The sequence below is a fragment of the Pseudomonas sp. AE27 genome (genome assembly GCF_037113495.1).
Taxonomy (GTDB): Bacteria; Pseudomonadota; Gammaproteobacteria; order Pseudomonadales; family Pseudomonadaceae; genus Aquipseudomonas; species Aquipseudomonas palmensis.
This window is the reverse complement of sequence record NZ_CP146966.1, coordinates 1,009,124-1,033,593: the sequence shown is the minus strand read 5'-3', so window position 1 is coordinate 1,033,593 and position 24,470 is coordinate 1,009,124. Positions and strand designations below refer to the sequence as shown.

The 24,470-nt window shown below is 66.0% G+C and carries 14 protein-coding genes; 11 read left to right on the top strand and 3 right to left on the bottom strand.

From position 1 onward, the window contains the following. Positions 1-230: 230 nt before the first annotated feature. From V9K84_RS04905 to V9K84_RS04860, 10 genes are all read left to right on the top strand, one after another. The gene (locus V9K84_RS04905; RefSeq protein ID WP_043861149.1) at positions 231-635 is read left to right on the top strand and encodes a hypothetical protein; all 405 of its coding nucleotides are present in this window, start codon (positions 231-233) and stop codon (positions 633-635) included. A gap of 93 nt (positions 636-728) precedes the next feature. Beyond that, the gene (locus V9K84_RS04900) at positions 729-7,310 is read left to right on the top strand and encodes an SDR family NAD(P)-dependent oxidoreductase (protein ID WP_088515203.1); all 6,582 of its coding nucleotides are present in this window, start codon (positions 729-731) and stop codon (positions 7,308-7,310) included. A 34-nt stretch (positions 7,311-7,344) separates the two neighbouring features. After that, complete coding sequence (locus V9K84_RS04895) at positions 7,345-8,661, top strand: NAD(P)-binding domain-containing protein (protein ID WP_088515204.1); 1,317 nt, start codon at positions 7,345-7,347, stop codon at positions 8,659-8,661. Positions 8,662-8,689: 28 nt separating this feature from the next. Continuing rightward, positions 8,690-12,226 carry an alpha/beta fold hydrolase gene (locus V9K84_RS04890; RefSeq protein WP_338794211.1) on the top strand — a complete coding sequence of 1,179 codons (3,537 nt, stop codon included), beginning with the start codon at positions 8,690-8,692 and terminating at the stop codon, positions 12,224-12,226. Continuing rightward, the gene (locus V9K84_RS04885) at positions 12,223-13,713 is read left to right on the top strand and encodes an NAD(P)-binding domain-containing protein (RefSeq protein WP_143516654.1); all 1,491 of its coding nucleotides are present in this window, start codon (positions 12,223-12,225) and stop codon (positions 13,711-13,713) included. The genes V9K84_RS04890 and V9K84_RS04885 overlap by 4 nt, the downstream gene beginning before the upstream one ends. Then, on the top strand, positions 13,701-16,361 hold the full coding sequence (locus V9K84_RS04880; RefSeq protein ID WP_088515207.1) for a beta-ketoacyl synthase N-terminal-like domain-containing protein: 2,661 nt from the start codon (positions 13,701-13,703) through the stop codon (positions 16,359-16,361). Before V9K84_RS04885 ends, V9K84_RS04880 begins: the two co-directional genes overlap by 13 nt. Then, positions 16,358-18,175: an ACP S-malonyltransferase gene (gene fabD, locus V9K84_RS04875; RefSeq protein ID WP_088515208.1), complete on the top strand. Its 1,818-nt coding sequence runs from the start codon at positions 16,358-16,360 to the stop codon at positions 18,173-18,175. Before V9K84_RS04880 ends, fabD begins: the two co-directional genes overlap by 4 nt. Further along, positions 18,172-18,435 (top strand): acyl carrier protein, encoded by a 264-nt coding sequence (locus tag V9K84_RS04870; protein WP_043860793.1) that lies wholly within the window; start codon positions 18,172-18,174, stop codon positions 18,433-18,435. The genes fabD and V9K84_RS04870 overlap by 4 nt, the downstream gene beginning before the upstream one ends. Beyond that, positions 18,428-20,158 carry a fatty acyl-AMP ligase gene (locus V9K84_RS04865; protein ID WP_088515210.1) on the top strand — a complete coding sequence of 577 codons (1,731 nt, stop codon included), beginning with the start codon at positions 18,428-18,430 and terminating at the stop codon, positions 20,156-20,158. The genes V9K84_RS04870 and V9K84_RS04865 overlap by 8 nt, the downstream gene beginning before the upstream one ends. After that, positions 20,145-20,942 (top strand): alpha/beta fold hydrolase, encoded by a 798-nt coding sequence (locus V9K84_RS04860; RefSeq protein ID WP_088515211.1) that lies wholly within the window; start codon positions 20,145-20,147, stop codon positions 20,940-20,942. The genes V9K84_RS04865 and V9K84_RS04860 overlap by 14 nt, the downstream gene beginning before the upstream one ends. Here the strand turns inward: V9K84_RS04860 and V9K84_RS04855 are convergent. The 3 genes from V9K84_RS04855 to V9K84_RS04845 all read right to left on the bottom strand — a co-directional run bounded on the left by V9K84_RS04855 (position 20,939) and on the right by V9K84_RS04845 (position 22,373). Continuing rightward, positions 20,939-21,229 (bottom strand): DUF3077 domain-containing protein, encoded by a 291-nt coding sequence (locus tag V9K84_RS04855; RefSeq protein WP_088515212.1) that lies wholly within the window; start codon positions 21,227-21,229, stop codon positions 20,939-20,941. The genes V9K84_RS04860 and V9K84_RS04855 overlap by 4 nt on opposite strands. 200 nt (positions 21,230-21,429) lie before the next feature. Then, positions 21,430-21,657, bottom strand: coding sequence for a hypothetical protein (locus V9K84_RS04850; protein ID WP_054915177.1), 228 nt, complete (start codon positions 21,655-21,657; stop codon positions 21,430-21,432). A gap of 350 nt (positions 21,658-22,007) precedes the next feature. Then, complete coding sequence (locus V9K84_RS04845; protein ID WP_088515213.1) at positions 22,008-22,373, bottom strand: DUF2388 domain-containing protein; 366 nt, start codon at positions 22,371-22,373, stop codon at positions 22,008-22,010. A gap of 238 nt (positions 22,374-22,611) precedes the next feature. Between V9K84_RS04845 and V9K84_RS04840 the strand changes: the two genes are divergently transcribed. Continuing rightward, a complete protein-coding gene (locus tag V9K84_RS04840) occupies positions 22,612-23,745 on the top strand; it encodes a hypothetical protein (protein ID WP_143516655.1) in 1,134 nt (377 codons plus the stop codon). Positions 23,746-24,470 lie beyond the last annotated feature (725 nt).

Sequence of the window (24,470 nt, the reverse complement as noted above, 5' to 3'; positions counted from 1 at the left end):
AATAAAACTTTATTCACCCGGTTATTACTTGATAACTTCACCTGCCGTGAAGCGGTTGATAACGTTTTAAGTCTCGCGCCCTAAGTAGTACGACTCTCGACCCGGCTCCCCTTCTTTGGTATTCCCCCACCGCGGCTTGCTTGACACACAAGTACCGCCCTCGCAATGCTTGCCCCCAGCAAAACCCCACGATGAATAACAACAATAACAATTGAACAAGGAGTTCGCCGATGCTTGGCTACTATGCGCAATACAGTAGTGTGTACATCACCACCCTGATGATCGTGACCACGCTGTTCTTCGCCCTGCCGATTTTCATTGCGCCACTCACCTGGGCGCGCCTGATGCAATGGACCATCCCGGAACATACCCACCTGGCCATCTATTTCGGCCGCTGCCTGGGCGCGTTCATTCTGGTGGTTGAAGTGGCCATGTTGCGCTCGGCCACCACCGGCACCAGTTTCAGTTATGCCTTCGACATACTCTTCGTGGTATTCACCCTGATGTTTGTGGTGCATGTCTATGGCGCGATAAAACGTATTCAGCCTATTACCGAAACACTGGAAATCGGCTTCTGGATGATTCTGTTCGTATTGAACATGCTGTTCTACCCCACCACCAGCATTACCCTTTAATACCTGACCCAGCCACTTGAAGGCTGACGCCACCGCGGCGTCGGCCTCTGTGTGCCTGCCCGTCGTCTGCCAACTTTTATTCAGGAATTGAAGATGCTCGATACCGAGGAAGCCCGTTCGCACGCCGCCTTGATGGATCTGGTGCGTCAACTGCTGGAGCAGGCGACCGGTGTCGAGGCCCACACCCTGTACAACGATGCGCCCTTCCACGAGATCGGCCTCACGTCGCTGGCCATCCTGAATTTCAACGAGCTGATCCAGCCCCTCTTCGCCGACCTGAACAAGACCCTGCTGTTCGACTGCCGCTGCATCCGCGACGTTGCCACGCACCTGCTGCGCGAGCATCCGCAGGCCAGCGCCAGCTACCTGCAGGGCCGCCCGCCCAGCCCGCCCCCACCAGCCGCAGGCGTCGAGGCCTGGCCCTCGATTGCCCCCCTGGCGCCGTGCAACGAGGAGCCCGCTGGCGATATCGCCATTGTCGGCCTGCATGGCCGCTTCCCCGGTGCCGACGACCTGGATGCGCTGTGGCGCAACCTGCTGGCGGGTGTCGACTCGGTGAGCGAGATACCCGCCGAGCGCTGGCCGCTGGACGGTTTTTTCGCCGCGGGCAGCGACGCCCGCAGCAGCGGCCTGAGCTATGCCAAATGGGGCGGCTTTCTACCCGATATCGATCGGTTCGATGCGCAGTTCTTCGCCATCGCCCCGCGTGAAGCCGCCTGCCTCGACCCGCAGGAGCGGCTGTTTCTCGAATGCGCCTGGCATGCCCTGGAAGACAGCGGCCACCTGGGCGAGCGCGGCCAGTTGCTGCGCGGCGCCCAGGGTGCGCTGGATGTCGGCGTGTTCGTCGGGATCACCAGCAACACCTACCCCCTGCTCGGCCCTGCCCTGTGGCAGGCCGGGCAACCGGCGATCCCCAGTGGCCTGCCGTGGTCGGTGGCCAACCGGGTGTCGTTCGCCCTGGACTTGTGCGGGCCGAGCCTGGCCATCGACACCGCCTGCTCGTCATCGCTCACGGCATTGCACAGCGCCATCGACAGCCTGCGCAAGGGCGAGTGCCGGGCAGCGCTGGTAGGTGCGGTCAACCTCTACACCCACCCCGCCAAGTACGTGCAGTTGTGCCAGCAGCACATGCTCTCGCCCACCGGACGTTGCCATGCGTTCGGCAGCGAGGCGGACGGCTTCGTGCCCGGTGAAGGGGTTGCGGCCGTGGTGCTCAAGCCGCTCGAGGTGGCCCGGCGCGACGGCGACCGGATACTGGCAGTGATCAAGGGCAGTGCGATCAACCACAGCGGGCGCACCAACGGCTACACCGTGCCCAGCGCCGGTGCCCAGGCCGCGCTGATCGAGCGGGCGCTGGCCGATGCCAGGGTACCGGCCGCCAGCATCAGCTACATCGAAGCCCACGGCACCGGCACGCGCCTGGGCGACCCCATCGAGTTGCAAGGGCTCAGGCAGGCACTGGGCGGGCAACACTCGGCGACCTGCCATGTCGGCTCGATCAAGGCCAATTTCGGCCACCTGGAAGCGGCCGCCGGCATGGCCGGGCTGAGCAAGGTGGTGCTCCAGTTGCAGCACCGGCGCCTAGCGCCGTCGCTGCATGCCAGGGTGCTGAACCCCGACGCCGGGCTCGAGCACAGCCACCTGCAGATCGTGCGCGACACGCGCGATTGGACCAGCGACAACGGCCCGCGCCGCGCCGGCATCAGCTCGTTCGGCGCTGGCGGCGCCAATGCCCATGTGATTGTCGAACAGGCCCCCGAACCCACACCGTCGAGCGCCAGCAAGGGCCCGGCGGTGTACCCGCTGTCGGCGCGCAGCCAAGCGCAAGTGCGTGAACAGGCTGCCGCCCTGCTGGTTTGGTTGCAACGCCACCCCGACGCATCGGCCAACCAGCTCGCCTACACCCTGCAATGCTGCCGCCCGGCGTTCGACCATCGCTTCGCGCTGGTAGCTGCCGACTTGACGCAGTTGCAGGCTGGCCTGGAGCGCTTCGTGCAATCGATGCCGGGGGGCTATCAGGGCCGGCTGCTGCCCGGCACACCAACGCGCGAGCTGAGCGCCAGCGCCCCCGATGAACTGGCAGCGGCCTGGGTAGACGGCACGCTCGCCCGCTGGGGCCGCTTCTGGCCGCAGCCGCCCAGCCCACTGGCCGCGCCGCTCTACCCCTTTGCCAGGGACCGCTACTGGGTGCCGCGTGTGGCGTCGGCCGCGCCCCACGCCAGCACCCAGCTGCACCTGGATGCCGGCCAGTTCTTTCTGCGCGACCATGTGGTGCAGGGCCAGCCGGTGCTGCCCGCCGCCGCCTACATCGACTTGTGCTGCAACCAGGCGCGCCGCCACGGCCTGGACCTGCCGCTGACCCTGCACAAGCTGACCTGGGCCAGCCCGATCCGCGTCGAGCCCGGCCAGCAGCGCAGCATCGAATGCCGCAGCGAACGCACCCACGACGGTGTGCGCCTGGCGTTCCAGCCGCTGCCGGCCAGTGACCCCACCCCCAGTTTTCGTGGCGAGTGCCGCGCCGTGCAGGTGCCCGCCGACAGCCTGCCAAGCCTGGCGCAGGTGCGCAGCGAGTGCACCCGGCCGCTGGCCCTCGACGCGCTGTACCCCACCCTCGAGCGCCTGGGCATTGCCTACGGCCCCACCCTGCGCTGCATTGCCGGCGCGTGGCTGGGCGAGCAACAGGCGCTTACCGAACTGCACTGGCGCCCCGAGCAGCGCCAGGGCGAACCGCTGAGCACGCTGGACCCGGCGTTGCTCGATGCGGTGCTGCAAAGCGCCTTTGTCACCGCCGCCCAGGGCAATGCACAGATCGACACCACCTTCGTGCCCTACGCCTGCCAGGCCCTGCACGGCTACCGGCCCTTGACCGAGCGCTGCTTCGTGCACGTGCGCCCGCGTGCTGCCCAGGGCAGCCAGATGCGCCTGTACGACTTCCGGGTGTTCGATGCAGACGGCCAGGTGCTGATGGACATCGAGGCCTTTGCCTTTCGCGAGTACCGCGTCGACCCCGAGCATGCCGTGCATCTGCTCGAACCCTACTGGCAGCACCAGCCCACCGCCCCGGCCACCCCCGGGCCGATGCCCACCACACTGCTGCTGTGCGACGACCCGCAAGCCTTCGCCCAGTTACCCGCGCAACTGCGTGACGCCGCCTGGCGACTGGTACCCGCGCAGCAGTTCCACTACACCTCACCACGCACCGTCGAGGCCGACCTGGGCGATGCGCGCCACATCGACCTGTTGCTGCGCCTGCTGACCAGCCAGCAGCAAGTACCCGCACGCCTGCTGATCGACCTGCGCAGCACCGGCAGCCAGGACGCCGGCCTGGGCGAAGGGCTGGACGCCGCCCTGGCCACCGCAGACCTGCTGCGCCACCTGTGCCAGGGCCAGAGCACCCCCGCGCTGCATACCCGGATCGTGCTGCACCCCGGCCCTGTCAGTGCCCTTGAAGGGCTGCTGCGCTCGGTGGTGCAGGAGATCCCCAGCCTGAGCGCCAGCCTGATCGAAACCAGCCACCAGCCCGGCAGCGCAGAGCGTGAAGCGCTGGCGCACGAACTGCTTGCGGCTGCGCAGCCCGGTGTCAACCGGGTATCGCTGTGCGAAGGGCAACGCCGCGTGGCGAGCCTGCGCTTTGTCACCCCGGGTGCCGGCACAGCGCCGGCGCAACTGAGCGCCGGCGATGTGCTGGTGATCAGCGGCGGGCTGGGGGCCGTCGGCCGTGCACTGGGTGAAGCGCTGGCGAGCCTCGGCGGCCTGCGCCTGGCCGTGCTGGGCCGTCGCGCCCTCGATGCAGACGCTGCCCGATGGCTGCAGCGCCTCACGCACCTGGGCGCCGACGATGCCGCCTACTGGCAGGCCGACTGCGCCGATGCCGACTCGTTGCACGCCGCCCTGGCCAGCATTCGCCAGCGCTACGGCGCCTGCCACGGGGTGATTCACTGCGCCGGGGTTCTGCAGGACGGGTTCTTCCTGCGGCAACCTGCCCAGGAGCGCGCCAGCGTACTCCAGGGCAAGACCCTGGCCGCCCGCCATCTGGATGCAGCCACCGCCGATGACCCGCTGAAACTGTTCATGGTGTGCTCGTCGCTGGCCGGGGTGTACGGCAATGTCGGGCAGAGCGCCTACGCGCTGGCCAACGCCTGGCTCGACCGCTTCGTGCAGGCCCGCCAGCAGCGCTGTGCCAGCGGCCAGCGCCAGGGCCGCTCGCTGTCGATTGCCTGGCCACTGTGGCAGACCGACAACGGCATGCAGGCCCCGGCGCCGGTGCGCCAATGGCTGGCTCGCCATGGCCTGGCCCTGTTGCCGAGCGATCAGGGGGTGGCCACGTTCCTGCGCTGCCTCGCCTTGGCGCAAGCGGTGTTGATCCCGGTGTGCGGCAAGCGCGACGCGGTTGCACGATTGTTCGGCATCGAGGCGCCGCCTGCCCCGCCCGTGCAGGTTGCGGCGCAGGCGCACAGCGACGCGCCCTGCCTGCTCGACTACCTCACCCGTCAACTGGCCGAGGTGACGGCCACGCCGCTGGACAAGGTCGACCCCGACACCTCGCTGGAGGTATTCGGCCTGGACTCGATCCTGGTGATGGAACTCAACGGCCGGCTTGAACAGCACTTCCCCACCCTGTCGAAGACCGTGCTGTTCGAAGTGCGCAGCCTGCGCGAGCTGGCCGCCCTGCTCGGCAACGAGCACCCGGCCGAAGTCGCCCGGCTGGCACCGGCCCCCGTGGTGGTCGAGCCGCCAGCACCCGCGCTGTCGGTGGTCACGCAGGGCACTGCCGACACCCAACGCCAGGACATCGCGATCATCGGCCTGGCCGGGCGCTACCCCGGCGCACGCGATGCCCAGGCGCTGTGGCAGCACCTGGCGGCCGGCGATGACCTGATCAGCGAAGTGACCTCGCGCTGGGAGCAACCGGGCGGCGACGACCAGCTGTATGCGCGCTGGGGCGGCCTGGTGGATGATTTCGACTGCTTCGACCCGCTGTTCTTCGGCATCTCGCCGCGCGACGCCGAGCGCATGGACCCGCAGGAGCGTCTGTTTCTGCAAACCGCCTGGCATGCCGTGGAAGACGCCGGCTACACCCCGCAGAGCCTGTGCGGGCCGCGCCAGCCGGGCGTGGAGCGACGACGCGTGGGGGTGGTCGCGGGGGTGATGTACGGCGAGTACCAGTTCTATGGTGCGTCGAGCTGGCCCGCGCGGCCGGCGACCCTGACCAACTCCTCGTATGCCTCGATCGCCAACCGCGTGTCGTTCTGCCTGGACCTGGAAGGCCCCTCGTTCGCCGTCGACAGCATGTGTTCGTCGTCGCTCACCAGCCTGCACCTGGCCTGCGACCTGATTCGCAGCGGCAGTTGCGAGCTGGCCCTGGCCGGCGGGGTGAACCTGTCGCTGCACCCGTACAAGTACCGCATGCTGTGCGAGCTGAACTTCGCCTCCACCCAGGGCCAGTGCCGCAGCTTCGGTGCCGGCGGCGACGGCTATGTGCCGGGTGAAGGCGTGGGCGTGGTGCTGCTCAAGCCCCTGGCCCAGGCCCTGCGCGACGGCGACCACGTGTACGGGGTGATCCGTGGCAGCGAGCTCAACCATGGCGGGCGCACCTCGGGCTATACCGTGCCCAACGCCGAATCGCAGGCCCAGGTGATCGGCCGCGCCCTGCAGCGCTCGGGCCTGCCCGCCGCCAGGCTGGGCTATATCGAGGCCCACGGCACCGGCACCAGCCTGGGCGACCCGATCGAGATCCGTGGCCTGGGCAAGGCCCTGGCCGCCCAGGTACCCAGCGAGTGGCGCTGCCCCATCGGCTCGATCAAGGCCAATATCGGCCACCTGGAATCGGCCGCCGGCATGGCCGCGTTGACCAAGGTGCTGCTGCAGTTCAAGCACCGGCAACTGGCGCCGTCCATCCATGCCCAGCCGCTGAACCCGAACATCGATTTCAGCAACACGCCCTTCGTGGTGCAGCAGCGCCTGGCCGACTGGCCGGACCCTGCAGATGGCCTGCCACGGGTGGCCGCCATCAGTTCGTTCGGGGCCGGCGGCGCCAATGCCCATGTGCTGATCGAGGACGCCCCGCTGCAAGCGCCACCCGCGCCCACCGGCCCCCAGGCCTTTGTATTCAGCGCGCACAGCGCCGGGCAACTGCGCAGCTACCTGCAGCGCTTTGTCGACTGCCTGGAGCATGAACACGCCCTGGCACCGCAGCACCCCGAGCACTACCTGGGCCTGCGCTGCTTCACCACGCGGGATGTCGCCAGCACCCTGCTGCACGGGCGCCAGGCGTTCGAGCAAGCACGGTTGGCCGTGGTGGCCGACGACTTCGATGCGCTGCGCCGGCAGTTGAGCGAATGGTTGATGAACCCGCCGGGCGACGACGCACGGGTGCTGCTCAGTGGCCCGGCCCCTGCGCCCGAGTGTGCGGCCCTGGCCCGCACCTGGCTCGATGCGCACCTGCCCGCGACACCGCCAGCGGCGACCCAGGCGTGGCGAAAGGTGCCGCTGCCCGGCTATGAATTCTTGCGTCGTCGCTACTGGATCAGTACGCCGCCCACAGTGAGCAGCCCACCGCTGCCGGCGCCACCGCACGCTGCGCCCGCGGTGACGCCACAAGACATTCTCGACCGCCTGGCCCGCCGGGAAATCAGCCAGCAACAGGCCCGCGACCTGCTGCGTTCGATGCTCTGAATTCGCCTGTTTCCACCTTCAAGGGAGTGATGCAATGCAGCAGCCGACTATCGCCATCATCGGCGCCGGGGCCAGTGGCCTGGGCGTGGCAAAGGCCCTCGGCGAAGTGGGCCTGGCCTTCGAGATCATCGAGGCCACCGCGCGTTTCGGCGGCAACTGGCAGCCCGACGGCCCGGCCTCGAAAATGTATGAAGCGGTGCACCTGATCAGCTCCAAGCGCAACACCCAGTTCGCCGACTTCCCGATGCCCGAGCACTACCCGGACTACCCGCGGCACACCCAGGTGTTCGACTACCTGACGCAACTGGCCGAGCATTGCCAGCTGCAGCAGCACACCCGCTTCAACACCCGCGTCACCCACATGCACAAGACCGCCGACGGCTGGCTGCTGAGCTTCGACGACGGGCGCCAGGCCCGCTACGAGGCGGTGGTGGTATGCAACGGCCTGCTCGGCACGCCCAAGGTGCCGCAGTACCCCGGCACCTTCAGCGGGCAGGCCCTGCATGCCAGCGCGTACCGCAGCTCGGCACAGTTTCGCGGCAAGCGCGTGCTGGTGGTGGGTGGCGGCAACTCCGGTTGCGACATTGCCGTGGACGCCGCGCAAACCGCCAGCCTGGCGCTGCACTCGACCCGGCGCGGCTACCACTACATGCCCAAGTTCATCGATGGCCAGCCGACCCAGGAATGGCTGATGGACCAGGCGCCGAAATTTGCCGACGAGGACGAATACTGGGCGCACGTGGAGCGCAGCTTCAAGTTCGCCGGCTACGACGGGCGCGACTATGGCCTGCCCGCACCGGACCACGGCATTCGCGAATGCCACCCCATTCTCAACTCGCAGATTCTCTACTACATCGGCCATGGCGATGTGCAGGCCAAGCCCGACATCAGCCACTTCGACGGCCAGCAGGTGCACTTTTGCGACGCCAGCGTGGCCACCATCGACCTGATCGTATGGGCCACCGGCTACGGCATCGACCTGCCGTTTCTGCCGCTGCAGACCTTCGACTGGCAGCGCGATTTCGACTCGCTGTTTTTGCGCATGCTGCCGGCCGAGCACGACGACCTGGTGTTCGTCGGCTACCTCAACACGCCGTCGGGCATCGGCAACCTGGCCAACATGACCGGGCGCTTCGTGGCCGCCTACCTGCAGGCCCGTGCCCTGCGCAGCCCGGCCTGGCACACCGTGCAGCAGATCAAGCGTCAGCCGCAGCTGCTCGACCTGGGCCAGCAGCGCTTCATGCAGACCCAGCGCCACGCCCACGAAGTGGACCTGTGGAAGTTCATCCGGGCCGTGAACTTTCTGACCGCGCGGCTGCAGCCCTCGCCACCCTTGGCGCGTAGCGCCTGACCATCGACGACACGCCGGGGAACCGACCATGAACCAACCGACCCACCTGCCCCTGACGGGCGACCCGGATGCCGGCGCGCTGAGTGCGCGCCAGGCGCTGCTGCTGCTCGACAGCCTGGATGCCGGCGCCGCGCCGCCGCTGGAGCAGCGCCTGCTGGAGGACCTGCGCGATCTGCTGCTGGGCGTGCTGAAGATCGACCCGGCGGACTTTTCGCCCACGCGTGCATTGATGGACTACGGCCTGGACTCCATCGCCTCCACCGAAATCGGCACGCTGTTCACCCAGCGCTTCGGCATCAGCGTGCCACCGACGGTGTTCTTCGAATTCCAGAACCTGCAGAGCTTCTGCGGCTACCTGCTGGCCAACCATCACGGGCAGTTGCTCGAGCATTACGGCGACAGTGCGCCCTTGCCCGCCCCCGAACCGGTTGTGGCTGCGGCGCCACCGATGGCGCAGGTGGTTGCGCCCGTGGCTGCCGGCGCAGTGGCCACACCCGCTACGCAAGGCCCCTTGAGCATCGAGGCGCTGTGGCAACGCTATGAGCACCTCGCCCCCGCTGCCCCGGCGGTGGTCCAGGGCACGCGAGCGAGCAACGAGCACGAGCCCAGCCAGGCCCTGCTCGACGAACAGTTCAGCCTGTGCCAGCAGGCCACGCGGGTGCAGATCCACCGACCCGGCGCGCCGCGCCTGGAATGCGCGACCTATGGCAGCGGCACGCCGGTGCTGATGCTGGGCGGGCTGGTGATGCAGTACGACGTGATGTGGCGCCTGCAACTGCAGGCGCTGGGGCGCGGGCACCGGTTGATCATGCTGCACCTGCCCGGCTGCGGCGAGGCCGAGCTGCCGCCTGCGTTCGACATTGCGCACCTGGTGGCCGATATCGTGGTGCTGCTGGATCAGCTGGGTATCGACCAGCCGCTGCCGGTGATCGGCTATTCGTTCGGCGGCGTGCTGGCCCAGGCCTTTGCCCTGGCCCAACCGCACCGCTGCGCAGGGCTGTGCATCAGCGTCAGTTCGCCGTTCAGCGAAGGCGCGTCGAACTTCCCGGTACTGATGGGCGAGCTGCAGAAAAGCCCGCGCTTCATGACCCTCAACCGCGGCTGGAACATGGCAGCGCTGCCGGCCTACCAGCAGGTGATCGGCGACTTCGACCTGCGCCCGCAGTTGGGCAACCTGCACTGCCCGTGCAGGATCATCTGCGCCAGCGACGATGCCTATCAGCCGCCGGCCTATTCGGCGCTGATCGCCAACGCCGTGCCGCATGCCGAACTGATCGAGGTGCAGGGCTCCGGGCACCTGCTGGGCTTTACCCATCACCAACGCTACAACCAGTTGCTGCTGGAGTTCCTGCACAACCTGCCAACCCCCGAAGGCCCGGCCCGGCGCCCCGTGCCCCCGGTGTTTCAGCCGGCCACCGCGCACACCCTGCAGACACTGGAAGACTACGTGCGCCAGGGCGAACAGGGCCACTGCGCGATCCTGTCGGCGCCCGCCGCGCAGACCGCCCTGCTGCTCAATCACCTGGCCAAGCGCGGCAAGCGCGAGCCTGCCGATTACCGCAGCTACTTCATGACTTCGCTGGAGGAAGCCCTGGATGCGGCCCTGCGCCTGGCCCGCCACCATGCACGCAACCACACCCCCGACGGCCAGGGCGAACTGCTGCTGATCGACGACAGCGGCTACTGGGCGCGCTACTTCAACCCGCTGCAGCGCGCCGATGCCAGTGCGCTGGTACCCGGCATCCGGGTGGTGGCGAGCCTTGCCCAGGCGCTGGCCTACCAGCGCCAGCATGGGCCCGAGCAACTGGCGGCGGTGGCCTGCATCCAGGCCGCCGACGCCAACGCCGAGGCCTGCGATGCCTGGCTGCGCGAGCTGGCCGGCAGCGGCATTCTCAGCCTGGTGGTGGAGCCTGCCCGGCAGGCCGGGCACTGGCCGTTGCTGGCGTTGTGCGAAAGCCCCGACCTGATCGTGCTGGGCGAGGGCCTGAGCGGGCTCCAGGCGCCGCTGGGCGCCTGCCTGGTACATGAACGGGTGAAGAACCCGTGGCTGATGACGCCCAACGAAAGCTATGTGCGCCATGTGATGAGCAACTTCGGCCTGCCGTTCAAGCTGGCCTTCGAACACCTGATGGCGCAGTTCGCCGCCGGGCTGAGCGTGGATGAGCAACGCGAACTGCGCCGTATCGCCAGCAGCAGCGAAGCGACCTACCAGGCGCACCTGTGCTACGGCAACCGCGGGTACGCGAAGATCGCCCGCATGCACGGCTTCGATGGGCGCTTCCACGAGGCTCGCGGGGTGCGCTCACGGCTGATGCACGATGGCGAACCCTCGCGGGAAATCATCGACTGCTTCGTCAACGTGGGCACCTGCCCGCGCGGCCTCAACCCGCTGGATGTGATCGAGCAGGTCGCGCGCCAGCACGACACCCGGCGCGACTACTCGGGCGAGCTGCAAGGCCTGCTGCAGCACAACACTGGCCTGCCGATGGCGCTGCCGGCCTCCAGCAACGTCACCGCCGTGGAGGCCGCGCTGACCCTCGGCCTGCTGGCGGCCAGGGGCGAGCGTCACAAACTGCTGTGTTTCAGCGGCGGGCTGGGGTTCTCGATGCTCAGCGCCGCGGCCTCGCACACGCTGGGCTTCGATATCTTCCGCGCGCCGTTCGAGCCACTGCATGCGCATACCGTGTTCATCGACCCGCTGGCCGAAGAGGCCGAGGCGCAGTTGCAGGGCCACCTGCTGAGCGGCGAAATCGCCCTGGTGTGGTTCGAGACGATCCAGGTCGATGCCAATGCCTCGCGCCCGGTGCCGCCCCACCTGATCGCGATGATCGAGCGCCATCGCGACGCCGGCGGCTACCTGGTGGGCATCGACGAAACCCAGACCAACCTGATGACCGGGCGCTTTCTGCACAGCCAGGCACAGGTGCCGCAGCCGGATATCGTGGCACTGGGCAGCGCGCTGTGCGACAGCCTGCTGCCGATGGGCGTGGTGCTGTGCAGCGAGGCCGTGACCCACGCTGGCGCCCAGCGACAACCGCAGCGCGTGGCCGACCTGCAGGGGCGCGGCATCAGCCAGCTGAGCGCACACCTGGCGCTGAACTGCCTGCAGGCACTGGAGCGCGAGGGTGCGCTGGCCCATGCGCGAACGCAGGGGGAGTACTTCCACCAGCGCCTGCTGGAGCTGCAACGGGCGTTCCCGCTGATTCGCGCAGTGCGCGCCGAGGGCCTGCTGCTGACGGTGGAGCTGGAGCTGGCCGGCACCCCGGCGTTTGTCGAGCGCAGCTTCGGCTACTTGCTGTGGGGCAGCCTGCTGCGCGACCCCGAAGGCGGGGTGGCGGCAGCCGTGTGCCCGATCCACAACCACTGCCTGCGCTACCTGCCGCCGCTGAACATCGACCGCGACAGCATCGACCTGATGGTCGCCAACCTGCGCCGGGCCCTGGCCCGGGGCGTGGACGGCGTGCTGCAGGACTGCGCCGAACACAACCGGCACCTGGGCGATACGCGCACTGCGCAGTTTCTGTCGAGCCTCACCCACCCTAAAAAAAAAGGACCCAACCTGTGACTGAGCACACTCGCGTCAACTCGCCAAGCCACGCCGCACCGGGTGTAGCCGCCATTCGCCCGCTGACCGGGCCAGGCCCCAGGGTGTGCATCGTCGGCGCCGGGGTCGGCGGCCTGTCGATGGCCCGCGCGCTCAAGCGCAAGCACATTGCCTTCGACTGCTTCGACAAGCGCGACCGCATCGGCGGTATCTGGGCCTTCGACCACACGGGCGAGCACACCTCGGTGTGGCACAGCATGAACATGAACACGCCCAAGGGCCTGTACCAGTTCAGCGACTTCCCCATGCCGTCGCATTACCCGGACTTCCCCTCGCACCGCCAGGTGCATGCGTACCTGGACAGCTTCGTCGAGCACTTCGCGCTGCGCGACAGCATTCACCTGGAGTGCCCGGTGCAGCACACCGAGCGCCTGGCCGACGGCACCTGGCGGGTGACCCTGGGCTCGGGCGAAGTACGCCACTACGACGCGCTGGTGGTCGCCAACGGGCACCACAACACGCCCAACCTGCCGGACTACGCAGCCACTGCCCGGATCGACAGCATCCACTCCAAACACTATCGCTATCGCCACCCCTACCAGAACAAGACCGTGATGGTGGTGGGCGTGGGCAACAGCGGCGCGCAGATTGCCGTGGACGTGAGCCACGATGCACGCATGACCTACCTGTCGCTGCGCCGTGGGGTGTACGTGCTGCCGCACTACCTGTTCGGCATTCGCGTGGACAAGGTGATGGGCCCACTCAACGACTGGTGGGTGAAGAAGCTTCTGCCCTACCCGCTGACCGGGCTGATGTTCACCGGCCTGTACAAGCTGCTGATCGCCAAGCGCAAGCAACTGGGCATGCCCAAGCCCGACCACCTGATGATGTCGAGCCTGCCGACGCTGTCGGAGAACTTCGCCAACCGCGTGGGCGACGGCAAGCTCAAGGTGGTGCCGCAGGTGCAGCGCATCGACGGCAACACCGTGCACTTCGTGGATGGCAGCAGCCTGGAAGTGGACGCGGTGATCTACGCCACGGGCTATCACACCGACTTCCCGTTCTTGCCCCAGAGCCTGTTGCAGATCGAGGAAAACCGCATTCCGCTGTACCAGCGGATCTTTTTGCCCGAGGTGCCGAACCTTGCCTTCATCGGCGTGTTCCAGGCCGTGACCTGGGGCTTTCTGGACATGATGGAGCGCCAGGCCGAGGTGGCCGCCGACTACTTTGCCGGTGCGTACCAGCGCCCCGGTGCCGAGGCCGAGCGCGCGCATATTGCCGCCGAGCGCAAGGTGATCGAGCGCGAGTTCCTGGCCACCCCACGCAACAACTACGAGATGCACGGCCCCACCTACCTGCACTACCTGGCCAAGGAGCTGCGCCAGGGTCGCGAGCGGGCCCAGGCCGGGAATCGCCAGAGCCCGTTGCTGAGCATCGCCCACACCTATGACGCCAGCAGCGCCGCACACCACGTCCAAGAGCGGGAGCCGGTCTCATGCCCGTCGTGACGCCGGTCGCCGTGGTCGGCATGAGCGCGCGCCTGCCGGGGGCGCCAGACCTGCGCGCGTTCTGGCAGCTGTTGCGCGAAGGCCGCGATGCGGTCGGCCAGGTGCCGGCCGAGCGCTGGAACTGGCGCGACCACGACAGCGCGCTGAACCCCGGGGAAGAGACCACCTACTGCCAGCGCGGCGGCTTCATGCCCTGGGTCGACCGCTTCGACGGGCGCTTCTTCGGCATTCTGCCCCGCGAAGCGCAAGGCATGGACCCGCAGCAACGGCTGTTCTTGCAGGCGGCCTGGGCGGCGCTGGAAGATGCCGGCTACGCGCCGGGCCAGCTGGCCAAACGGCGGGTGGGGGTGTTCGTGGGCGTGGGCCATGCCGACTACCCCACGCTGATGCGCCGCGACGGCGTGCCCAGTGATGCCTGGCGCGGCACCGGCATCGCGCTGACAGCCATCGCCAACCGGGTGTCGTACTGCCTGGACCTGCACGGCCCCAGCGAGGCCATCGACACCGCCTGCTCCAGCTCGCTGGTGGCACTGCACCGTGCCCGGCAGGCACTGCAGGACGGTGAATGCGAGCTGGCGATCGTGGGCGGGGTCAACCTGCTGCTGGGGCCGGAGCTGTTCATCGCCTTCGGCAAGGCCGGCATGCTCAGCCATGCCGGACATTGCCAGACCTTCGCCGCCAGTGCCGACGGCTATGTGCGCGGCGAAGGGGTGGCCGCGCTGGTGCTTGCGCCGCTGGCGGCAGCCCAGGCCAACGGCGACTTCATCTACGGCCAGGTGTGCGCCAGCGCGCAGAACCACGGCGGCCGTGCCCACAGCTTTACCGCGCCCAACCCCAAGGCGCAGACCGAGGTGATCACCCGGGCCTGGCAGCAGAGCGGCCATTGCCCCAGCCAGGCGCGGATGATCGAGACCCACGGCACCGGCACGCCGCTGGGTGACCCGATTGAAATCAACGCGCTGAAAAACGCCCTGCCCATGACCGAGGCCGGCACGCCCATCGCACTGGGCGCGCTCAAGAGCCAGATCGGCCACCTGGAAGCCGCGGCCGGGATTGCCTCGGTGATCAAGAGCCTGCTGTGCCTGCAGCATCGCCAGGTGGTGGGCAACCTGCACCATGACGCGCTCAACCCGCAGATCGAGCTGGCGGGCAGCCCGTTCTATCTGCCCGATGCCACGCATTCCATGGGCGAACAAGATGCACCGCTGCTGGCCGGGGTGAGTGCGTTCGGGTTTGGCGGGGTGAATGCGCATGTGGTGCTCAAGGCTGCCGACAGGGGGAGCGAGAGCCCTGGCGTGCCCGATGGCCAGCCGTATCTGGTGCTGCTGTCGGCCAAGGATGAAGACGGCCTGCGCGCCCGTGCGCGGCAGTTGCTGGCGGCCTTTGGCGAGCCCTTGCCCGATGCCGGCGGCGCGCTGCGCCAGGCGCTGGACGAACGTCTGCGCGACCTGCTGGGGCTGATGCCAGGCAACGGTGTGGCCACCCGGCTTGCCGAACTGAAGATGGACGCCGAGGATTTTGTAGGTTGCCTGGAGCAGGCGCTGGACGCCCTGCAACTGGACGTACCCATCGATGCATGGCGCGGTGCGGTAAGCCTTGAAGAGGTGGTCGAGCGGCTGGTGGGCGAAGCGGCGGTGCAGCCTGAAGAGGCGGCACGGCTGGAGAGCTTGAATGCGATGCCGGGCGACCTGTCGGCCAGCCTTGCGGCCATCGCCCGCAGCCTGCAGGAGGGGCGCGATGCGATGGTGCGGCGGCTGGCGGTGGTGGTCGATAGTCGCGAGGCGTTGTTCGAACAGCTGCGGGCGTATCTGGGGTCGTCTGATTGCCCCTCGGATACCCGGTGGCACAGCGCTGATGGGCTGACCGCCAAACCGGCGCCGGAGGCAGGCAGTGGCCGGGCCGACCGTGCACTGCTCGAGCAATGGGCTGCGCATTGGGTGGCCGGCAAAGTGCCGAGCCCGGGCTGGGCCACGCTGTATGGCGACGAACCGCGGCCACACAAGTATCCCTTGCCGGCCTACCCTTGGCGGCTGGAGCGGGTGTGGTACAGCGCAGCCGTCGCAGCACCTGCGCCGGCCACGCCGGCACAGGCGTGGCTCGACTGCTGGGCGCCTGGCGCGGCGCTGCCGGGTTCATGCATGGCGCTGGCCGCCCTGGTGGGCCATGTTGCCCAGCCAAGCAGCGTGCTGCACTGGAACGATGTGTGTTTTGGCCCGCCGGTTGCCCTTGCGGCAAGCGACACGCTGCACTTTACCCGCGCCCCACGGCATTGGCAGGTGAGTGTGAACGGGCAGGTGCTGCTGCAGGTCGAGACCGCGGCTGCGGTTGCTGCCGCGCCGGTATTGCAGGCGTTGCCCGTCACGGCAGAGGGTGTGCAGGCGACACTGCCTCAGGGCCTGGACGGCTACCGGCTGTGGGCTGCGCTGTTGACCCACCTGAGCACGGCGGCGGGCACCAGCCTGCCCTATCGCATTCGCACGCTGGCGCTTGATCCCCAGGCGTTGCGAGACGCGCGGCAGCTGATTGTCGAGCGCCAGGGCATGACCTTCGATGTGGCCCTGTGCACGGCCGATGGCCGCTGCGCACTGCGCCTGGCGGGCATGCAGATGCGCGCCTTCGACCTTGTGCGCCAGCAGGTGAGCGCATGAAGGCGTGGTTGTTCCAGGGCCAGGGCAGCCAGCGCAAGGGCATGGGCGCGGCGTTGTTCGCGCGTTTTCCCGCGCTGGTGGCCGAAGCCGATGCGGTGCTGGGTTACTCGATCGAGCGTCTGTGCCTGGAAGACCCCGAGCAGCAGTTGAACCTCACCACCTTCACCCAGCCGGCCATCTATGTGGTGTCGTGGCTTGGCTACCTGGCGGCACGTGAGGATGGCGTCGTTGCCAGCGTTGCGGCCGGGCACAGCGTGGGTGAGTACGCGGCGCTGACCGCTGCCGGCGCGCTGGACTTCAGCCTGGGCCTGCGCATCGTCATCGAGCGGGCGCGGTTGATGGCCCAGGTGCAGGGCGGCGGGCTGGTGGCGGTGCTAGGCCAGGATCGGCAGCGGGTGCAGGCACTGCTGGACGAACGGCCGGATGCAGGCCTGGCCATCGCCAATATCAACAGCCCCACACAGATCATCGTAGGGGGCACGCTGGCAGCCCTTGAACAGTTGCTGGAGCACTGCACAGCGCAGGGGATTCGGGCCATTGCGCTGAAGGTGAGCGGGCCCTTTCATACCGCGCACATGGCCGCTGTGGAGCAACCGTTTCGGGACTTTCTGCATCGCATGAGCGGAGCGTTTCGCGAACCGGCATTACCGGTGATCGCCAACGTGCACGCGCGCCCGCATACCCGCGACGGGCTGGTGGAGGCACTGTCCACACACCTGACCCACCCGGTGCAATGGCAGCAGGTGGTCGAGCGGATGCTGGCCGAGGGCGTCGAGGATTTTGTCGAGATCGGCCAGCCTGCGATTCTGGGCGGGATGCTCAAGGCTATTCGTGAGCAGCCTGCCATTGAGCGGTCGAATGCCCCTACGCGCCCTGTGCTGGTGATTGCGCCTGACGCCCCCGTACTGCTGAGCGAACTGGCACGCCACGGGGCCATGGGGCTGATCGACAGTCACGGCCTGGACAAGAAACAGTTGAAGGCCCGTGTGCTGCGCCTGAGTGCCGAGCCGCAGGTGTGCGGCCGTTTCGGTATCCGCCTGCATGGCCGCGCTGATCCGGCACTGATTGATTGGCTGGCGGGCCAGACACTGGCCTGCATCGAGGTGCCGGCCCACTGGCAGCCCCTGCGTGAGCGCTGCCCCGGGGTGCGTTGGCAGGTGCGGGTCGAGTGCATCGATGAGCTGGAGGCTGACGCCGATGCACTGGTGATTGCTGCCGATACACATCTGCCCCTGCTGCTGGCAGCGCTGGCCCGGCGCAAGCCTTGCGGGCCGAAGATCGGCGCCAGCGGCCTGATCGGCAGCCCTGCCAGCGCCCAGGCGATGTTCGATATGGGGGTGGATTTCGTGGTGTGCGGCAGCGTGTTTCTGCTGGGCAGCGAGGCCGGCCTGCCCGTCGAGCGTCAGCAGCAGCTTGCCGGCATGACACAGGCCGAGCATCGCCCGTTGACGGACTGGCGCTACCCCGAGTTCGCCAGCCGCACGCCCGGCTACGTGCTCGACAGCTTGCGCAACGAACAGGCCGAGGCGCTGCAGGCCTTCTACCTCAGCGACAGCGGCGGCGATCAGGCCGCGCTGCGCGACCGCCTTGGCGACGCTGCCAACCCCGCGACCCAAGCCACCTGCGCACGCCGCGCACTGCAGGCCCACATGCTCGCCGGCCTCAACCAATGGCAACAGCCGGGCGATACCTCGCTGTGGCTGTTCAATCACTGGCGCCAGCGCTGCCGGCCCGAGCTGCCCATTCCCATGCCCACGGAGCAATTGCTCAACCTGCTCTGCCCTCCCCTCTGCCCTTCAAGGACAACGCCATGACCCTGGTCGAGACGCTGCAAACGCGCATCAGCGAATTCATCTGCTGTGAAATGGACCTGCCGCCCGAGGACATCGACCTGGATACGCCCCTGGGTGCGTTCGGGCTCGGCTCGCTGGCGGGCATGAAACTGATCGGCAGCCTGGAGCAGCAGTTTGGCTTGCGCCTGTCGCCGACCCTGGTGTTCGAGCACCCGACCATCGCCGAATTGGCCCTCGCCATCGCGGCGATTGCCGCCCGTGGGGAGGCCGCGCATGTTTGACAAGAGCTGCCTGAGCCCACAGGAACTGGCCAGTGCCACCGGCCTGCTGGCGGTGCACGATAGCCTGGCGCTGCGCGCCTGGGTGCACCCGCACAAGGTGCTGTTCACCCTGCTCGACGACCAGGGGGAAGAACAGCAGCAGGTCAGCTACCAGCAGTTGCTGGGGCGGGCCAACGCCATCGCCCGCCAGTTGCAGGCCGTGAGTGAGCCGGGTGATCGCGTGGCGCTGTTCTTCCCGCAGGGCCTGGACTTTATCGCAAGCTTTCTGGCCTGCCTGACCGCCGACCGCATCGCCGTCCCCGTCAACCTGCCGAACCGGCGCCGGGTGGAGCGTTGCCTGAGCATTCTGCATGACAGCGGCAGCTGCCTGCTGCTGGTGGCCGCAAGCGAACAGGCAATGCTACAGCAGGCATTTGCCGGCACCCCGGCGGCGTCGCTGGCGATGCTGAGCCCTACCGACGATTGCGACGCACCGCTGGCGTTCGCCCGGCCTGCGGAGCGTGACCCGCAGCGCGTCGCCTTCTTGCAGTACACCTCCGGTTCCACCTCGACGCCCAAGGGCGTGAGGGTGAGCCACGCCAACATCACTGCCAACCTGCGCATGATGCGCGACAGCTGGGCGCTGGACCACACCAGCGACTTCGTCACCTGGCAGCCGCACCACCATGACATGGGCCTGATACTCGGGCAGCTGCTGCCCATCGTGCTGGGCAACCACACGGTAATCATGGCGCCGGCGACCTTCGTGCGTCAGCCGCTGATCTGGTTGCAGGCCATTGCGCGGTACAAGGCGCGGTTGGCCGGGGGGCCGAACTTTGCCTACAACCTGGCGGTGGAGCGTTACGACGCCGAACGCCTGCAGGGCCTGGACCTGTCCCACTGGACCCACGCCCTCAACGGCGCCGACGTGGTACGCCCGGCAAGCCTTGCGCGCTTTGCGCAGCAGTATGCGGGGCATGGCTTCAGGGCCAGCGCGTTTGTGCCGTGCTATGGGCTGGCGGAGGCAACGCTGTTCGTGAGCGGCGGGCCGCAGGGGCGGCCGGTGTGCTCGGTGGTGGTGCCCGTGGATGCGGGGGCACCGCAGGAGCTGGTGGGGTGTGGCGAGCCTTCGTGGGAGGTGGAAATCGCAATCGTCGACCCGGCCAGCCGACAGCGCTGCACGCCTGGGCACATCGGCGAAATCTGGCTACGCGGGCCGAGCATTGCACAGGGCTATTGGCAGAACGCGGCGGCGACCGAGGCGGGTTTCAAAGCGCGGATCGACGATGGCAGCCCCCTGGATTACCTGCGCACCGGCGACCTGGGTTTTGTCGGCCCCGACGACCGCCAGCTGTACGTGTGTGGCCGGCTCAAGGACCTGATCATCTGCGAGGGCCGCAACCTGCACCCCGAAGACATCGAGTACACCGTGATCGAAGCCCTGGACGAGGTGCGCCCGCAGAGTTGCGCGGTGTTCAGCCACGACAACGAGCAGCAGCGCCAGACCCTGGTGGCGGCCATCGAACTGAACCGCGAGATCAAGCGCTGGCTGCAGGACAACCCGCGTCAGCTCAAGGCGGTGGTACGCAGCGCGGTGGTGGACCAGCACGGCATCACCCTCAACCGCATCGTGTTCGTGCAGCCCACCAGCATGCACAAGACCACCAGCGGCAAGATCCAGCGCGCGAAGATGCGCCAGCTGTACCTGGCGAGCGAGCTGGACCTGTTCGATGAGACCCGCTGAGCCGCTGGTGCAGTGGCTGGCAGACGCCGAAGCGCCGGTCAGCCTGGTCTGCTTTCACTGCGCGGGCGGCAGCGCGCAGAGCTTCTTTGCGTGGAAGCAGGCGGCGGCTGGGGTGTGCGAGTTGTACGCCGTGGAACTGCCGGGGCGCAGCCGACGCTTGCGCGAGCCGTTCGCCCGCTCGGTAACGGAGGTGGCCGCGGCGTTTGCCGAGCAGTGCCAGGCGTTGCCCGACAAGCCGCTGGTGCTGTTCGGGCACAGCCTGGGCGCCCTGCTCGCCTACGAGACTGCGCGGGTGTTGCTGGCGCAGGGGGTGCGCAAGCCCGTGCACCTGCTGGTGTCTTCTCGCCAGAGCCCGGACTGGCTGCCCGTGTGCGCTGGCCTGCCAGCACTCAATGACCAGGCCTTGCGCGATTACCTGGCGAACCTTGCCGGCACGCCACGGGAGGTGCTGGCGAACCAGGCGATGATGGACCTGGCGGTGCCGATACTGCAGGCCGACCTGGAGTTGATTCTGGGGTATCGCCACACGCATGTGCGCGGCCTGGACATCCCGGTGGATGCGTTTGGCGGTATGGGTGACGAGCAGGTGCGCTTCGAATCGCTGGCTTGTTGGCAGCGCGTGACCGAGGGTGGCTTCAGCTTGCGCATGATCGAGGGCGGGCACTTTGCGGTGATGCAGCAGCCGCAGGTGGTGATGGCGCGGGTGCGGGTGATCGGTGACGGCCTTGCCGCGGCCGAGGGGCAGCATCGGCGCCCTTCGCCCGCTGCTGTGCGGGGTGACTAGTCGGTGAGCATGGCGTGAGCCACGTCCTCGACCAGGGCTTTTGACATGCCGCTGAGGCAATGCGCGGCCCAGATCAGCGAGGCGTCCTGCTGGGGGCCGGCTTGCAGGGTGAGCTTGTACACGCAGCTCATCAGCGCGGCGGCTTGTTCCAGCGCGAACTGCGCATTGTGACCGGGTTGCACGCGGAACAGCCGGTCGGCGTTGGAGGCTGCTTCGCCTTCGCCGAAGGTGCCGACGCCGATGGTTTTGATCGCGTTTGTGGCGGGTGCAATCGAATCCTTGTCCATCCAAAATGCTCCTGCAGCGTTGCCAATTTCAGGAGGTGTGGGGGCTCTACAGGCGCCGCATAACCTTGTAGGAGCTGGCCTTGCCAGCGAATGCAGACACCGCCGTAGCCGAATGCACACCACAAAACCCTGTAGGAGCGGGCTTGACCCGCGAACGACCGCAACACGGTCGCATAGCACCCAAGCCCCCTACTACCCCATCAGTGAACAGCCTGAACCCGGCTCAACGCCACCTCCACCAACCCCCGCGCGTGTTCTATCTCATGCACGGCCGCTAGGCTGAGCATCTGCTGGGGGGCTTGGGAATGAAGTAGCACCGCGTGCTGCGACACGGTCTGTGCGCAGAGCAGGTATTCGGAGAGTTGGATGAGGATGTCTTCGAGGGATTGGGTGGCGTGGTGCGGTGGGTCTGGGACGATCTTGAGCATGATGAACCTCTAGAGTCGATGAGGCTGCTACAGACCTGCTGTCAAACAAGAAGGTGGCAGCGGTACGCGGGTTGACAGACCGAGGACTCTAGAACTCGGCGCACACGAGTGTGCCCCACGTACAGCCGCCATAAAGGATGCACGTGCGCCAAGAGTCAGGGACGGCCTGTCAAAGCCGGTCGTTGATGAGCAACGACGCGGAGGAGACTAGAGCGCTGACAGGGCCGGCGCAATGGCTGGCGTGCGGCGGGAGTATGATTGGGAAAGAGACTACAGGGAATAGGGAAAGGCTGAGGTTTGGATGTAACGGATTGCAAATCCGTTGTGAGAAAGGCGCTTTAGCCAGGACTTTAGTCCGCTGGTTGATAGGCCAGGATCGCCTTCGCCAGTTGCATCTCTTCCTCAGTAGTTACCGTGCTTGCGGGCCGCAGCGCTGACAAGGCAGCTTGCAGCTCCACGCCCAGAATGGCGCCGTCGCTTGCCACATAGGCCGCCGCGTCATTGCGGGCGTCTACGATTTTTTTATCCTGGTTTTTGCTGCTATTTCGGCTGCTGGCTTCCGCGTCCTCGGTCAGGGTCACGGGAAACAGCGTCACGGCCAGAGAAGACGTAACGATTACTCCAAGGAACGTGGGTTCTACGGCGCGTCCATCCCCCGCCAAGGCGGGCAGAGAGCAGGAAAAACCGAGCACTATTGCCGCTAGTAAATGACGCACCTACTCGCTCCATGCGTTAGACCGATCATCAAAATCGAAATGTGCGCGCATTCTGGCGGAGTATCGCGTGGAGGAGAAGTGCTACTCGCAAATGCCGAGCTCGGCATTTGCTGGGAAGTCCGGTATGACTTGCCCGTCGAGACCTGCCTTCAGTAAATACCCGTCTTCCGCCGGCTGGCGCATTGCCAGTCGGTGTGCTATCCCTCAGAGACCACATCGATGATCAATGAGGGCATTTATGAAGCTTTTGGCATCATTTCTTCCCGCAATATCTTTGTTGGCCGTACCCCAGGCTTTTGCGCTCGACAGCGTTTGCGATGCAATTCTTAAACACGGAATATACGACAAGGAGAACGTCTTAGACTTCCAGCACAAATACAATCTCTCGAAAGATGTAATTTGCAACTCCGAGGCCAGATCAAGCAACTATGACGGCAGCCTCAACTACAACACTATAACCGGCTCTGCAAGCTCGAATCAGTCGTACTCCAGCAGTTACTGCTCATCGGATTATGATGAAGCCTTATCTAACACCCTCTACAAGAAAATCGCCCAAAAAGCCAGCAACGTGATTGCCAGCTCTTGGTCTGAATGTATTAGACAAAACAACTCTGGCGTCAGTCATTATATACAGCCATCTCAAGACCCAAAACGTTTTATTTATCATATCCAGTATTCACCCGGGGGTGAAAAAGGCTTCACAGAAGTTCGCCAGTGGGCAATATCACCCAGTTCAGATGTCACTTGCCAGGGCGATATACCGAAAGCAGGAGACCAGATTACCGCGTCGGGATTTTCATTAATTTGCACTAGAAGGGAAGCTGACCTTGCTGTAATAGTTGTGGCCACTACTACAGAAGGCGGTAAAAATTTGAAATCTGTTGAGCTTCCTCCATACGTTTCTTCACCCGTTCCCGTACCAGAGCCCGAGCCCCCCACACCACCCACTGGGGTTGTCGATGTGACTGCCATTTGGCCTGCGACCGGTAAAAGCGCAGCTCAAAAATGCAGCACGCTTGGAGAAGGATGGTCTTCTTTCTCATTTGATGGAAAATCAGATATTGCTTATTGCAAAAAAACCGGAACATCCAACAGATACATAACAGACTTCAAAGGGTACAACACCGCCAACTCCAACCTACCTTGCTCCAATACATTTGGGAATGACTGGGAGCGGGTCATTTGGGACGGAAAGTCCAAAACGCTAATATGCAAACAAGTCAGGAGTCTAGCTATTATAAATACCGGCCAAGCAAGTTACTTGAAGGACATCGGCTCTGCATGGCCTCATGAGTGCCCACCTACTCAAGGGCGCCTCTACAAAATTAACTATTCGCAAATATCTTTTTGTGGTACATGGGCAAAGCAGTAAACTTAAGGCCGCTGGAGCATCTCCAGCGGCCTCCAGATAATATCCCGCTATCTTTTAATCAGGCACTCTTAAAAAACTGCCTATTAACGAACTCAGCATGCACAGAATGGCTATCTGGTCTTTGAACTGGTCGCCCCTTACTTTGAGCGTTTCCTGCTTTCCGGCGGGGCCAACACTGTCTGCCAACGCAGTTAACTCAAAAGGATCGTTGAAGAGCTCGGGCTCCTAATACCCAGATTCACGCGCCGGACAGTAGCTAACAGCTAAGCCCGAGGCAACCGCCTCGCAGAAGGAAATCAATCACTGAAAGCGTTGTGCTTTGTTTGTGTCCTGAAACCAGGGCACAAAAATCACACACATGAAAAAGGCCATCCCTTTCGGAAATGGCCTTATTCTCTGAATATATGGTCGGGACGGAGTGATTCGAACACTCGACCCCTTGCACCCCATGCGTGCCACTCCTGCGTACGGCATGATAATAAAGGATTTCCGGCCCTGCTTTCGCTGCAACGAAGCCTCACGAGTCCGGACGCATCCTAGCAACGTCACTTCAAAGGCCATTGGCCCTGGCTAGCCCGCCCTGGCGTTCTGCCGAGCGATCCGCTCCTTCTATATAGCTGTCGCCCTTCCGACGAATTCCATCCTTCACCGCCTGATATGCAAGGCCCGCTGTTCAACTTCGCTCAAGCGCTGCGCAGCTGCTCGCCATTCGGTCAGCGTCTTCA